Origin of the sequence: Endozoicomonas sp. 4G, assembly GCF_023822025.1 — a bacterium.
Lineage (GTDB): Bacteria > Pseudomonadota > Gammaproteobacteria > Pseudomonadales > Endozoicomonadaceae > Endozoicomonas_A.
The window spans coordinates 4,634,452-4,648,493 of record NZ_CP082909.1 but is presented as its reverse complement, the minus strand read 5'-3'; the positions used below and the strand labels follow the sequence as shown (position 1 = coordinate 4,648,493).

Sequence of the window (14,042 nt, the reverse complement as noted above, 5' to 3'; positions counted from 1 at the left end):
GTTCAGCAACGAGTGCCGTTGGCTCTGAAATGGTGGAGTGAATGAATAATGAAAGTACGTGCATCGGTTAAGAAAATCTGCCGTAACTGCAAGATTATCAAGCGCAAGGGCACTGTTCGTGTCATCTGCGTTGAGCCACGTCACAAACAGCGTCAAGGCTGATTGTGTCATGAGGTCTTTCGGGTTTGCCCCGAACCACTTTGGTGGTACCTCACAAGGCTACAGATAAATACAACCGCTTATGGTGATCATGAGCGGTTGTATTTTGTCGTAGGTAGGATTAAAATTTCCGCCTTTCGACCTGTTAGTTGTGCAAGCATCTAACAACGGACTGGATGGTTATGTTTCATCGCATCCAGACAGTATCTTCAGGTGCTGGTCCGGTCCGCGTTATCTGCCTTTAGATAGCGAAGTAGATAAACATCGCACGACCGGCTGCATAGCTGGTTGAATAAGTCTACAGGCGAAAATAACCGTGAACTCAAAATGTCCCTGTCTGTCCAGGCAAGGATGAACTCACGGAGAAAACAAACGGAGACGATTGAATGGCCCGTATTGCTGGCGTCAACATTCCGGATAACAAACATGCTGTTATCTCGTTGACCTACATATTCGGCATCGGCAAGACCACAGCCAAAAAGCTGTGCGAAACCACTGGTGTCAAGCCAGAAGCCAAAGTCGCTGATCTGAGCGAAGATCAACTGGAGTCCCTGCGTGGCGAAATTGCCAAGCTGGACGTTGAAGGTGATCTGCGTCGTGAGATCAGCATGAACATCAAACGCCTCATGGACCTGGGTTGCTACCGTGGTATTCGCCACCGTCGCAGTCTGCCGGTTCGTGGTCAGCGTTCCAAGACGAATGCTCGCACCCGTAAGGGTCCTCGCAAGCCTATTCGTAAGTAAGTATCAATTAAGAATGGTTATACCGTTCTTATGAAACAGGATTTATTCTGATATGGCAAAGCCAGGTACTCGTTCACGTAAAAAGGTTAAAAAGCAGGTTGTTGACGGTGTCGCTCACATCCACGCTTCTTTTAACAACACCATCGTGACCATTACCGATCGTCAGGGCAATGCTCTGGCCTGGGCCACAGCCGGCGGTTCCGGTTTCCGTGGTTCTCGTAAGAGCACGCCGTTTGCAGCCCAGGTTGCTGCTGAGCGTGCAGGTCAGGCGGCCGCTGAATACGGTCTGAAGAATCTGGATGTCTGCGTGAAAGGACCTGGTCCTGGCCGCGAATCCGCTGTACGCGCACTGAATGCTTGTGGTTACAAGATCACTAACATCACTGATGTTACCCCGATCCCCCACAACGGTTGTCGTCCGCCTAAAAAGCGTCGTGTATAAGCAGGAGTCGGTATAAATGGCTAGATATATTGGTCCAAAGTGCAAACTGTCTCGTCGTGAAGGCACTGATCTCTTTCTGAAGAGTGGTGTTCGTGCACTCGAGTCAAAGTGCAAGGCAGAAATTGCTCCAGGTCAGCACGGTCAGCGTCGTGGCCGTCTTTCTGACTACGGTGTACAGCTTCGTGAAAAGCAGAAAGTTCGTCGTATCTACGGCGTACTGGAGAAGCAGTTCCGTAACTACTACAAGGCCGCTGATCGCAAGAAAGGCGCAACCGGTGCAAACCTCTTGCAACTGCTTGAGGCTCGCCTTGATAATGTAGTTTACCGCATGGGATTCGGTTCCACCCGTGCCGAAGCACGTCAGCTGGTAAGCCACAAAGCCATCCTGGTGAATGGAAAGACTGTCAACATTCCTTCCTACCAGGTTCAGCCTGGCGACGTTGTCGCCATCCGCGAAAAGGCTAAAAACCAGCTGCGTATCAATGCAGCCCTTGAACTGGCCGCTCAACGTGGGTTCTCTACCTGGGTTGAAGTTGACGCCAGCAAAAAGGAAGGTACCTTCAAGGTGCTGCCCGAGCGGAGTGACCTGTCAGCCGACATCAACGAAAACTTGATCGTCGAGCTGTACTCCAAGTAAGGGATAGACAGTTAGGTGGGGTGTAACATCCATGCAGAATTCGGTTACTGAATTTCTTACTCCTAGACACATTGATGTCGAGGAAATTAGCCTGACGCGCGCTAAGGTAACTCTGGAACCGCTTGAGCGTGGTTTTGGACATACCTTGGGCAATGCTCTGCGTCGTATCCTTCTTTCTTCCATGCCCGGCTGTGCCGTGACAGAAGTTGAGATCGATGGTGTGCAGCATGAATACAGCGCGATTGAAGGTGTTCAGGAAGATGTTATTGACATCCTGCTGAACCTCAAAGGTCTTGCCATTCGCATGACCGGCCGTGACGAAGCAACACTGAGCCTGACCAAAAAAGGTTCTGGCCCTGTGACTGCTGCGGATATCCAGTTAGATCACGATGTTGAAATCGTTAACCCCGATCATGTGATCGCCAATCTTAATGAGAAAGGCGAGCTGAATATGCAGCTGAGAATAGCGCGTGGCCGTGGTTATGAGTCTGCTGACAGCCGTCATCAGGATGAAGACGAGACCCGTGCTATTGGCCGTCTGCAACTGGATGCCACCTATAGCCCTGTTTACCGCGTCTCCTATGTCGTTGAAAGTGCCCGTGTTGAGCAGCGTACTGACCTGGACAAGCTGGTTCTTGATTTGGAAACCGACGGTACCCTGGATCCGGATGAAGCCATCCGTCGTGCTGCAACTATTCTGCAGCAGCAGCTGGCTGTATTCGTTGATCTGGAAGGTGAGCCTGAACCAGAGCCCGTTAAGGAAGAGGATGAAGTTGATCCTATCCTGCTGCGCCCTGTGGATGATCTCGAACTGACCGTACGTAGTGCGAACTGCCTGAAGGCAGAAAACATCTACTACATCGGTGACCTGATCCAGCGCACCGAGGTTGAACTGCTCAAGACCCCGAACCTGGGTAAGAAGTCCCTGACCGAGATCAAGGACGTTCTGGCCTCCCGTGGTCTGAGCCTGGGTATGCGTCTCGACAACTGGCCACCGGCCAGCCTGAAGGGCGACGACAAGATTTCTGCTTAAGCAGCCATTAGCATTTGCACTCGCTCCAAAAGAGTGAGTGCAAGGCAAATGGTAGAATGAGGAAGTTTGTGCCATGCGTCATCGTAAGAGTGGCCGCAAGCTCAACCGGAACAGTTCACATCGCAAGGCGATGTTCAAGAACATGACTGCTTCCCTGGTAGAGCACGAAGTAATTAAAACAACACTGCCGAAGGCTAAAGAGCTGCGCCGTGTTGCTGAACCGCTGATCACCCTGGCTAAGGAAGACAGCGTAGCCAACCGTCGTCTGGCGTTTGATCGTCTCCGTAACAAAGAGACTGTTGGCAAGCTGTTCTCCGAACTGGGCCCACGCTTCAAAGAGCGTCCAGGCGGTTACATCCGTATCCTGAAGTGCGGATTCCGTAAAGGTGACAATGCGCCTATGGCTATCGTTGAGCTGCTGGATCGTCCAGTTGCTGAAGCGGAAGCTGTTGAAGAGTAAGTTTTACTCCTTCAAAAAAAACCGGACCTTGTGTCCGGTTTTTTTTTGGAAGTTTTAAGTGTGATCAGACATTGCTGGCCCAAATCGATTCAGCTGGTAATGACAGTGGAACCCGAATCACCTTTTCACTGTCTATAATGCACAGGTGTTGTTGTTCTGCTGTTCGAGGGTCTATGTCAAATCAAGGCGTCGAAGTCAAAGTTTCCATCGAAAAATACACCAAATCAGAATGGACGGCCAGGGATACAGGCTGGATGTTCAGTCACGTAGGTACAGGTATTGGTGCGGGGTTGCTTTACCTTCCCATTGCAGCCGGTAGTGGTGGTATATGGCCTCTGCTCTTTATGGCTCTGGTCAGTGGCCCCATGATATTTCTCACCCACAGAGGATTAACCCGCTTCTGTCTGTCTTCCCGGAAACCTGACAGTGATATCGGCACTATTGTTAGAGAGAGCTTCGGCGATAAAGTCGGTCACTGGTTAATGTTGATCTGTTTTTTGTCGATGTTTCCTGTCTTGTTGCTTTATACCATTGGCATTGCAAACGTTGCCGAGAGCTTTTTGATCAATCAGCTTGAATGGTCCGACGAGATCAACAGACCTTTGCTCGTGCTTGTTCTGGTCATTGGCATGATCTCATTGTTTTGTGGCTCAGAACAAAAGCTTTTGAAGCTTATCAGTCGTCTGGTTTTTCCTCTGGCAGTCGTACTTTTGTGCGTGGGTTTGTATTTGATACCGCAATGGCGACTGGACTTTCTCCGGCAGGAAGTGCCGATTACAGATATCGTCAAAACCTTTCTTCTGACTTTGCCTGCGCTGGTATTTTCCTTCTATCATGCACCGGTTTGTTCATCCTTCGCTCAATCATACCGGCGTCAAATGCCTGAGCTTCACCAGTGCATCGCCAAGACTGACCGGATTCATTTCAAAAGCTCTCTGCTTCTACTGCTTATAACACTGTTTTTCGTACTTTCGTGTATATTGGCTTTGACGCCGGAGCAGATAGAGCTTGCCAAGGCACAAAACCTTCCGACTCTTTCCATTCTGGCTAATCAACCCGGTAACCGTTTTTTTTCGAGTCTGGCACCTGTTATTGCCTTTGTGGCAATTTTAACGTCTTTCTTTGGTTTTTTTCTTGGCACCATTGAAGTCATGAATGGCTTTATTGGCGTAGGTCTGGAAAAGTTCAGGCCCGGTCAATTAACAACCCCTTCTGCCAGACCCAGACGCTTGAGTCTTTTTCTGGTGGCCCTGGGGTGCTGGGTTGCCGGTATAAGTGACTGGAGTATCCTGATGATTATGGATGCCGTAGTGGCTCCCATGATGGCGGTTATCCTGTTTTTTGTTCCGGTTATAGGGCTTTACCGGTCTGAAAGGCTCAAGCAATACCGAAAGCTCAGGAACGATGCATTTGTGGTAATTATTGGTGTGGTCGTAGTGGCAGGATTTCTGTTTTCACGGGTAATAAAATAAAAAGCCAGGTCCCCTCAAACCTGGCTTTTTATTAGTTGGCTACATCAAGTGTTATGCTTTTTGTGCTTGATTCCCTGTATCATTTTTTATTGTGAAGTTGTTCTTATTGTGCATTTGCCCTCGCTCCTGTGGTTTCTACTATACGTAGTAACGCTTACTGATTAATTGATCTATATCAATATTTTTGTGATCAGGTAGGTGTTTTTGCATAAAAGTCTGCGTTGTCTTCGTTTGTTTTCGATGATGTTCGTTTGTTGTCTTCAGGGGTTCGGATTTCAGTAAAAGAGGGAGTACATTCAAAAAGAGTAAACCCTTTCCTCCAAGAGGATCAGGTGGATTCGAGCTGCCTGACCTCGGCTTCATTTTCTTCTTCAGAAGTATTGAGCAAAAGTTCACCGTCTTTGTGCATGCGTTCTATCTTGCCATTGATGGCAGCCCCAGCCACCATTTCCATGACATCGTAGTAGACATTGCCTTCTATCTGGGCCTTGTCCGATAGCTCCAGTTTATCAGTGGCATAAACGTCGCCAGTCACACAACCATTGATGACTACATGGGCAGCGTGAATATTACCGTCTACACGGCTACCGGCAATCAGTTGCAGTTTGCCATCATTGGAGCTGACATTACCTATGATTTTGCCTTCAACATGAACAGTGCCACGGAAACGAATATCTCCTTCAACTTCAGTGCCGGTAGCAATCAGGGTGATGGTGTCATCGTTTCTGGTGCTGCCGACCAGGCTGTTTTCTAAGCCGTTCTTGCCCCACATAGTGAACTCCTTAAAGTGCTTAAGCCGAGATGCCTGTCATGAAAGAAAATCAAGGCAAAATGTTAAAAAGAGAATCATGCTTTATCGGTACTATAGCTTCAATCGATAAACGTTAATACTGAGGTTTGAGCATGGGTAATGGCTCTGTTTGTATCACAGAGCCGGGTCATTAATCAGGTTACACCAGCATTGGCCTCAGAAATCGACCGGTATGAGACACTTTGCTGTCGGCCACCACTTCAGGTGTACCCTCGGCAATGATTTGACCGCCTCCATCACCGCCCTCAGGTCCCAGGTCAACGATCCAGTCTGCTGTTTTGATCACATCCAGGTTGTGCTCAATCACAACCACGGTATTACCGCGATCCCTAAGCCTGTGCAGCACTGCCAAAAGCTGTTCAATATCGTGAAAGTGTAGACCTGTTGTTGGCTCATCAAGAATGTAAAGAGTCTTGCCGGTATCCCGCTTGGAAAGTTCCTTGGCCAGCTTCACCCGTTGTGCCTCACCTCCGGAGAGTGTGGTAGCGTTTTGCCCCAGGTGGATATACGACAGACCAACATCCATCAGGGTTTGCAGCTTCCGTTTAACGGCAGGAATCGGTTCAAAATATTCCAGGGCCTCCTCGACGGTCATCTCCAGAACTTCATGAATATTCTTGCCTTTGTATTTAACGTCCAGAGTCTCACGATTGTAGCGCTTGCCCTTACAGACGTCACAGGGCACGTAAATATCCGGCAGGAAATGCATCTCGACCTTGATGACCCCATCCCCCTGACAGGCTTCACAGCGCCCCCCCTTCACGTTAAAACTGAAACGACCGGGTTTGTAACCACGGGAGCGGGCTTCCTGGGTTCCGGCAAACAGTTCACGAATGGCGGTGAAAATGCCCGTGTAGGTGGCAGGGTTGGACCTTGGAGTACGACCAATAGGACTCTGGTCAATATCGATGCATTTATCGAAGTGATCCAGACCGCTGATCTTCTTGTGCTTTGCGGCGGTTAAAGTGGTTGCACCGTTCAGGGCCTGGGCAGCGACAGGGTATAGAGTGCTGTTGATGAGGGTAGACTTTCCTGAGCCGGAAACGCCAGTGACACAGGTCATCAACCCCACCGGGATTTCCAGAGTGACATTTTTCAGATTGTTGCCGGTACAGCCGGTGAGTTTAAGCCGCTTCTTTTTATCCACGGGGGTACGCTGCTCAGGTATCGCAATGTTTTTAGTGCCATTCAGGTATTGGCCGGTGACCGACTTTTTATTGTCCATAATCTGGGCAGGCGTACCCTGGGCAATAATTTCACCACCATGAACCCCGGCACCGGGACCGATATCAATCACGTGGTCGGCAGTGCGAATGGCATCTTCGTCATGTTCTACGACAATCACGGTATTACCCAGGTCGCGAAGACGGGTCAGGGTATTCAGGAGTCGTTCATTATCCCGCTGGTGCAAACCAATACTGGGCTCATCCAGAATGTACATGACGCCCACCAGACCTGCGCCAATCTGACTGGCCAGTCGGATGCGCTGGGCTTCACCCCCTGACAGGGTATCCGCACTTCGATCAAGCGTCAGGTAGTTAAGACCCACATTTACCAGAAAGCTCAGACGATCGCAGATCTCTTTCAGGATTTTTTCAGCAATCTCCCCTTTCTGACCGGGCAGACTCAGTTGTTCGAAATAAGCAAGTGCACGCTCTACCGGCAGTTTCACCAGGTTGGGCAGTGTCTCATCTTCGATAAAGACATGTCTTGATTCCTGACGAAGACGCGTGCCTTTACAGCTTGGGCAATGCTGGGTGCTCAGGTATTTGGAAAGCTCTTCGCGCACCGACTGAGACTCTGTCTCACGGAAACGGCGTTCAAAGTTAGGGATAATGCCTTCAAAGCGATGACGCTTTTTGTAAACATCACCTCTGTCGTTCACATAACTGAAATCAATCTGTTCCTCACCAGAGCCATGAAGAATAATAGTCTGTTGCTCAGCCGTGAGATCATCAAAAGCGGTATCAATATCAAAGCCGAAGTGCGCAGCCAGTGACTTCAGCAAGTGAAAGTAATAGACGCTGCGGCGATCCCAGCCACGAATAGCCCCTTCCGCCAGGGTTAATTCCGGGTGCTGAACAATACGGTCTTCATCAAAAAACTGCTTGACCCCCAGACCATCACAGGTGGGACAGGCTCCCGCCGGATTGTTAAACGAGAACATGCGCGGTTCCAGCTCATTGATGCTGTAGCCACAGGACGGGCAGGCAAAGCGAGCAGAATAGACAATGTCCTGCTGCTCACCCTCCATAAAACTGATCGCTGCCAGTCCATCGGTCAGCTCCAGGGCGGTTTCAAAAGATTCTGCCAGACGCAATTGCAGGTCAGCCCTCACCTTGAAGCGGTCAACCACCACTTCAATGGTGTGCTTTTTCTTTTTATCCAGCTCAGGTGGGTTGTCGAGGTCGGTGACAATGCCATCAATGCGGGCACGAATGAACCCCTGAGCTCTCAGTTCACTGAAAACATGGAGGTGTTCGCCTTTGCGATCCCTGACTACCGGTGCCAGCAGCATCAGTTTGGTGCCTTCGGGCAGTGCCAGCACCTGGTCTACCATCTGGCTGACGGTCTGAGCTTCCAGCGGCAAGTGATGTTTTGGACAACGGGGTGTGCCGGTTCTGGCAAACAGCAAACGAAGATAGTCGTATATTTCGGTAATAGTGCCGACTGTCGAGCGAGGGTTATGGCTGGTGGACTTCTGTTCAATGGAGATGGCAGGTGACAAACCTTCAATGTGGTCAACATCCGGCTTTTCCATCATCGAAAGAAACTGTCGTGCATAAGCAGATAATGATTCTACATAGCGGCGCTGACCCTCTGCGTACAGGGTATCAAAGGCCAGGGACGACTTTCCTGATCCGGACAGACCGGTAATGACAATCAGGCTGTCCCGGGGCATATCCAGATTGATATTCTTCAGGTTGTGGGTTCTTGCACCCCGTACAGTGATTGTGTCCAAAGCCAGTCCCTCAATACCATCTGTCAGGCAAAGGAGCAATTATATAGGCTTTGCTCCTCTAAACCCACGTTAATGGCTGTTCATTATAAGAGAAAGCAGGGACAATGGATCAACTACGTCAGGTAATGCTGGATGCGCCCTGGCTGGCTTTGCAGACATAAATATCGGCTTTCAGGCCCGTTTGCTTTTCGTAGTCACTTGCTATTGCCTGTTTGATAGCAGTGACTTTGTCCGCTGGTGTCAGAGAGACTACGCAGCCACCAAAACCGCCACCGGTCATACGAACACCGCCGTCTTCACCGATGACGCCTTTAACCAACTCCACAATAGTATCAATGGCGGGGACGGTAATTTCGAAATCATCTCGCATGGAAGCATGAGATTCAGCCATCAGAACCCCCATTCGTTTCAGGTTCCCTTCAGGCATGACTTTAGCGGCTTCGAGTGTGCGGCTATTTTCTGTAATAACATGACGGGCACGGCAATAAGATACTTCGTCCAGTTCATCCCTGTGAGCCTCAAGCATCTCAACAGAAACATCCCGCAGGGCTTTGACATCAAAATGCCGGGCAACCGCTTCACACTGCTGACGACGGGTGTTGTATTCAGAATCAACCAGTCCACGCTTTTTGTTGGAATTGATAATAACGATGGCTGCGCCTTCGGGTATTTTTACCGAGCGGGTTTCCAGGCTGCGACAATCCAGCAACATGGCATGACCGTCTTCACCGCAGGCTGACACCATCTGGTCCATGATGCCGCAGTTGACGCCGACGTAGTTGTTTTCTGCTTCCTGGCCGATCAGGGCCAGATCCTTCAGACTGACATCCACCCCCGCCAAACGACTGAGGGCCAATCCCGTGCAGACTTCCAGGCAGGCGGAAGACGACAGGCCGGCACCCTGAGGAACGTTACCGATAATGGCGATATTGGCACCACGCAGAGGCTTGCTACGTTCCAGTAGCACAGTGGCTACGCCACGGATATAGTTACTCCAGCTAGCTTCAGTGCTGGACTGAATGGGCAGCTCCAGATCAAATTCTGTGATCTGACCGTCAAAGTTGGCCGTAGTCACTACCAGTTTTTGATCATCACGAGGTGTGGCGGCAATCATTGTCTGGTGATTGATGGCGCATGGCAGTACAAACCCATCATTGTAATCGGTATGTTCGCCAATCAGGTTGACACGACCGGGAGCCTGATAAAAGTGTTCCGGCTTTGCCCCCCATTTGCTTTCAAACAGGTGTGTCAGCTGTTGTTTTATATCCATATCAATACACTTCCTCAGGCTTCCAGGTAGTGGGTTTCAGACAGGCTACGCAGGCGCTCAGCGGCCTGCTCGGCAGTGAGATCACGCTGGGTTTCAGCCAACATTTCAAAGCCCACCATAAATTTACGAACGGTAGCCGAGCGCAGCAAGGGTGGGTAGAAGTGTGCGTGCAGTTGCCAGTGGCGGGTTTCGTCTTCGTGAAGTGGTGCACCGTGCCAGCCCATAGAGTACGGGAAAGAGGTTTGAAAAAGGTTGTCGTATTTCGTAGTCAGCCTTTTCAGAATATCAGCCAGCGTCAGACGTTGTTCTGCATTCAGTTCAGTCATGCGGGAAATGTGTTGCCTGGGCAGCAGAAGGGTTTCAAACGGCCAGGCTGCCCAGTAGGGGACAACGGTAATCCAGTGGTCATTTTCAACCACAGTCCGTTCGCCGGATTCGGATTCCCTGAGGGCGTACTCAACCAGCATATTGGTGTTTTTTTCTGACTGCCATTGACGCTGGTTGTCGTCTTCCTTGCGGATTTCGTCAGGCAGGAAACTGCTGGCCCAGATCTGTCCGTGTGGGTGTGGGTTGGAGCAGCCCATGGCAGCACCTTTATTTTCAAACAGCTGCACCCAGGGGTAGTGTTTACCCAGCTCTTCCGTTTGTTCTATCCAGACATCCACCACATCACGAATTTCCTCCCTGGACAGCTGCGGTAAGGTTTTACTGTGGTCCGGCGAGAAGCAAACGACACGAGCCTCACCACGGGCACCGGAGCTTTTAAACAGGTCGGAGCTGTCGTCTGCATCAGGGGTATCAGTCAGTAGCGCCGGAAAGTCATTTTTGAAGACAAATGGTTTGCTGTAATCCGGGTTCTGGTCGCCTGTGACCCGGGTATTGCCCGGACAAAGATAGCACTCAGGATCGTGTACCTGACGCTCAACGGGCGCTGTTTTTTCCACCTGACCCTGCCACGGGCGCTTGGCCCGGTGCGGTGATACCAGGACCCAGTCGCCTGTAAGAGGATTATAGCGGCGATGAGGGTGGTCAATCGGGTTAAATTTCATCGTTTAAGGTATTTTCTCTGGGTATTAAAACAGGATCGGATCGAAAAACAGGCCGATCCTGTAAGAGTTGACACAAGTTAAGCGAGAAAAGGGTTTCAATATTTTCAGAATATGGCGCTCGTTGCAGTAGCCTGAAAGAATTAAAGCACTTTGAGACAAATTCGCATGATATTTATGCTGCAGGCATTAAAATACTCAACCAATGACACGAGAGTAATGGAGTAAATAGTATGTTTACAGGCATTGTTCAAGGTACGGCTAACATTAGCCGTGTAGATGATCACGATGGTATCCGAACCTTTGGTATTGAGTTTCCGGAAGGTTTTTGCCAGGGGTTGAATATAGGCGCCAGTGTTGCAGTAGACGGCGTTTGTCTGACAGTCACAGAGATTGTCAGCCCAACTCGTGCCACCTTTGATGTCATTCTACAAAGCCTGCGGGTAACGACGTTGGGGCATCATGTCAGTGGTCAGACAGTGAATGTCGAACGCGCAGCAATGGACGGAGCGGAAATTGGGGGACACCCTTTGTCTGGACATGTCGACTTCAGGGCGCAAATTCTTGAAGTAGAAGAGACCGGGGGAAACTGTCGGATGCGGTTTTCCCACAGCAAGGAGTGGGGGCAATACATTTTCCCTAAAGGGTATATAGCGATTAATGGTTGCAGCTTAACCTTATCGGACGTCGACAAGAAGAACGATTATTTTGAGATCTGGCTGATTCCCGAGACCCGAAGAGTCACGACTTTTAACGATAAAAAAGCGGGTGATTGGGTCAACATTGAAATTGAGCGAGGCACACAGGTTGTCGTCGACACCATTAAAGATACCCTCGAAGAGAAGCTGGGTGCTCTTTATCCGGTACTGGAAGCACTTCTGGAAGAAAAGAACATCAACTTAACAGAGTCGCTCACCTCGAGCGTTGCATTGCTTGAAGACAGAGGTGATCTGCAAGATGAGACCGGCATAGTAAAGGCCGGATAATCGGCCTGATGAATTCAGAAGGATGATGAATTGTCTTTTCAAAGTTAGCTTACTACAGTGTATGGTGAATCCGTACATTAGAATTGGACAGTTTATGGAGTGGTTTACGGAGAGCGTCAGCGTCAATCAGTTCAGGGATAACCTGAAAAGCTTTATAGAGAGAGTGGTGGGCAATCGCACTCCGCTTAAAGTCACACGGCGCAATGGTGAAGACTTTGTGGTGATCAGTGCCGACGACTGGGAGCGGGAACAAGAAACTATTTATGTATTGAAGAATAATAGTTTAATGCAGCAAGTTGCTGACTCGCTGGGCACTCACAGTCAAGGTAAAGGCTACCAGCCAGAAAAAGAGGAAGTCAGTGAGATCACTGCTCTTTGAATTCAACCCGCTGGATTTTTTTATTCTGCTATTCTTCAGCCTTTGCGCTTAAGGCTCAAAGTATGAATAAAATAATGGCATTTCCTTTATTTATATTCCTTTTCTCATCCAAAACCCATTCTGATGCTTGTTTGTTTTGCGGCACCGAGCTTCAACAAATGGCAGCTTCAGAAATTCAATGCCTATGCTCAAACTGTTCCCTCGCGATTCAAGATCGAATGCAATATTTAAAAAAATTATGCAATGGCTACATCCTGTGCGGTTTGCCAGTAGATAAAAAAGAGCAATATGACTCCACAATGGCAAGAATTCGTAAAAGTTTGAGCACTCTATTTTCCAAACCCGAGGTCAAACAACTTTTAGAAAACGTTATGGTTGTCGAATTTTTGAGAAATCTTTTACAAATGTCAGTAGGCGAACTCAGAACTTACCTATTTCAACCTGCAACACTTCAGTTATTAGGTGAATCCAAGCTGCGGGAACTTCTGTTACATCCTGCGGTAAGAACATTGTTGTACCTTTCAGGAATAGACACTCTTGAGATGACAGCTTCGTGTACAAGATAGGGTTGCATCCACTGCAACCCGAGAGTGCACTCCTGATAAAAATGACAGCCGTTTGATGGGTGGTTGCGGCAGAGTTGATGCCACCGGACTACTCATGATCAAGCACGTGAACAGGCAGAACTTCACCGGATGCCGATGTTAATCTGACCGGTATAGGCAGTGGCGGCCAGGGAGAGCCCAGCTTCCAGGCGAAGGCGACATTGCTCCGGTTGCCGGATGGGTGGGTTGCGATAAAGTACTCGGCATGCCCGTCGTGGTGCAGGTGGGTGACACCCTGTTTTGGCAGTTTAAAAACCAGTTCGCCATTGGAGTCCATCATAGGAGGATTCATCCCGGCATTTCTTGGATAGTGATAACAGGTTTTAAAGTACCCGTTAGGCTCGAAACCGCTCATCGCTACGTTGAAGTAACTCATATCTTCTTCGACCAGTTTTTTATGCTTGGGGTTGAGAGATACCTGATAGGGGGAGAGAGTCAGAACATTGGCTCTGTAAACCAGTTCAGGAAGCACCACATTAAAGGCTTCTGCCAAATCAAAACCACTGATCTCATGGGGAAATGTCATTCTGTTCCTGCTGAACCAGGCGTGGCATTGGTCGTGAATGTCTTTTAAAACGGTTTTGTTCACGCCTCTGACCTCTGTGATGGGGTCACAGATAGCTATTTCTGTGCTGCCTTTCAGTTGCGAACGGGTGCCTTTAAATTCGAGTATTTTGCTTTTCGGGTCTATCGAAGGGGCAAGCCTGACATCTACGGAGTGATGGTTTTTTAAGGCGGCCTCTTTTTTGTAAGTGATGACGGGTAATTGCAGCGTGTGTTCCTGGTTATCAAGATCCGAACCCACTGAAGACGAGGTTTGGCTGTACCAGAGTGTGCTTCCCACAATAGCCAACACAGCGAAAACGGATATGGCGCGATAAACCCTTTCACTGCTGGCTTGGGATGGCTCGGGATTGATCAGTGTGAAAGCAAGCACCGCCACTATGAAAAGCTTTAAATGAGTGGCGGGTCTGGCAGGATAAGTCATCTTTATCAACCCTCTGTTTTTATCACTATGGTACTTATTTGTTTGAGTC

Annotated in this window: 15 protein-coding genes; 10 read left to right on the top strand and 5 right to left on the bottom strand. The window is 49.3% G+C overall.

Annotation, left to right across the window (positions count from 1 at the left end):
* The first annotated feature begins 48 nt into the window (after nt 1-48).
* The 7 genes from rpmJ to K7B67_RS18290 all read left to right on the top strand — a co-directional run bounded on the left by rpmJ (nt 49) and on the right by K7B67_RS18290 (nt 4,946).
* The gene (gene rpmJ / locus K7B67_RS18320; RefSeq protein WP_079253874.1) at nt 49-162 is read left to right on the top strand and encodes a 50S ribosomal protein L36; all 114 of its coding nucleotides are present in this window, start codon (nt 49-51) and stop codon (nt 160-162) included.
* 383 nt (nt 163-545) lie between these two features.
* Nucleotides 546-902, top strand: coding sequence for a 30S ribosomal protein S13 (rpsM, locus tag K7B67_RS18315; RefSeq protein ID WP_252177312.1), 357 nt, complete (start codon nt 546-548; stop codon nt 900-902).
* A gap of 52 nt (nt 903-954) precedes the next feature.
* On the top strand, nt 955-1,344 hold the full coding sequence (gene rpsK / locus K7B67_RS18310; RefSeq protein ID WP_034841784.1) for a 30S ribosomal protein S11: 390 nt from the start codon (nt 955-957) through the stop codon (nt 1,342-1,344).
* A gap of 16 nt (nt 1,345-1,360) precedes the next feature.
* A complete protein-coding gene (rpsD, locus tag K7B67_RS18305) occupies nt 1,361-1,981 on the top strand; it encodes a 30S ribosomal protein S4 (RefSeq protein ID WP_252177311.1) in 621 nt (206 codons plus the stop codon).
* Nucleotides 1,982-2,012: 31 nt separating this feature from the next.
* On the top strand, nt 2,013-3,014 hold the full coding sequence (gene rpoA / locus K7B67_RS18300) for a DNA-directed RNA polymerase subunit alpha (RefSeq protein ID WP_252177310.1): 1,002 nt from the start codon (nt 2,013-2,015) through the stop codon (nt 3,012-3,014).
* A gap of 73 nt (nt 3,015-3,087) precedes the next feature.
* The gene (gene rplQ / locus K7B67_RS18295; protein ID WP_252177309.1) at nt 3,088-3,474 is read left to right on the top strand and encodes a 50S ribosomal protein L17; all 387 of its coding nucleotides are present in this window, start codon (nt 3,088-3,090) and stop codon (nt 3,472-3,474) included.
* A 173-nt stretch (nt 3,475-3,647) separates the two neighbouring features.
* On the top strand, nt 3,648-4,946 hold the full coding sequence (locus tag K7B67_RS18290; protein ID WP_252177308.1) for an aromatic amino acid transport family protein: 1,299 nt from the start codon (nt 3,648-3,650) through the stop codon (nt 4,944-4,946).
* Nucleotides 4,947-5,274: 328 nt separating this feature from the next.
* Here the strand turns inward: K7B67_RS18290 and K7B67_RS18285 are convergent, their stop codons facing one another.
* From K7B67_RS18285 to galT, 4 genes are all read right to left on the bottom strand, one after another.
* Nucleotides 5,275-5,718 (bottom strand): polymer-forming cytoskeletal protein, encoded by a 444-nt coding sequence (locus K7B67_RS18285; RefSeq protein ID WP_252177307.1) that lies wholly within the window; start codon nt 5,716-5,718, stop codon nt 5,275-5,277.
* A 178-nt stretch (nt 5,719-5,896) separates the two neighbouring features.
* Nucleotides 5,897-8,719, bottom strand: coding sequence for an excinuclease ABC subunit UvrA (gene uvrA / locus K7B67_RS18280; RefSeq protein WP_252177306.1), 2,823 nt, complete (start codon nt 8,717-8,719; stop codon nt 5,897-5,899).
* A 118-nt stretch (nt 8,720-8,837) separates the two neighbouring features.
* The gene (gene galK, locus K7B67_RS18275; RefSeq protein ID WP_252177305.1) at nt 8,838-9,989 is read right to left on the bottom strand and encodes a galactokinase; all 1,152 of its coding nucleotides are present in this window, start codon (nt 9,987-9,989) and stop codon (nt 8,838-8,840) included.
* A 14-nt stretch (nt 9,990-10,003) separates the two neighbouring features.
* The gene (gene galT, locus K7B67_RS18270) at nt 10,004-11,038 is read right to left on the bottom strand and encodes a galactose-1-phosphate uridylyltransferase (RefSeq protein WP_252177304.1); all 1,035 of its coding nucleotides are present in this window, start codon (nt 11,036-11,038) and stop codon (nt 10,004-10,006) included.
* A 230-nt stretch (nt 11,039-11,268) separates the two neighbouring features.
* On the opposite strand from galT, the gene K7B67_RS18265 reads away from it, so the two are divergent.
* The 3 genes from K7B67_RS18265 to K7B67_RS18255 all read left to right on the top strand — a co-directional run bounded on the left by K7B67_RS18265 (nt 11,269) and on the right by K7B67_RS18255 (nt 12,966).
* Complete coding sequence (locus K7B67_RS18265) at nt 11,269-12,021, top strand: riboflavin synthase subunit alpha (protein ID WP_252177303.1); 753 nt, start codon at nt 11,269-11,271, stop codon at nt 12,019-12,021.
* A gap of 94 nt (nt 12,022-12,115) precedes the next feature.
* Nucleotides 12,116-12,400: a type II toxin-antitoxin system Phd/YefM family antitoxin gene (locus tag K7B67_RS18260; protein WP_252177302.1), complete on the top strand. Its 285-nt coding sequence runs from the start codon at nt 12,116-12,118 to the stop codon at nt 12,398-12,400.
* On the top strand, nt 12,397-12,966 hold the full coding sequence (locus K7B67_RS18255) for a hypothetical protein (RefSeq protein WP_252177301.1): 570 nt from the start codon (nt 12,397-12,399) through the stop codon (nt 12,964-12,966). Before K7B67_RS18260 ends, K7B67_RS18255 begins: the two co-directional genes overlap by 4 nt.
* 88 nt (nt 12,967-13,054) lie before the next feature.
* On the opposite strand, the gene K7B67_RS18250 is transcribed toward K7B67_RS18255, so the two are convergent.
* Complete coding sequence (locus K7B67_RS18250; protein ID WP_252177300.1) at nt 13,055-13,993, bottom strand: hypothetical protein; 939 nt, start codon at nt 13,991-13,993, stop codon at nt 13,055-13,057.
* Between the last annotated feature and the right edge of the window lie 49 nt (nt 13,994-14,042).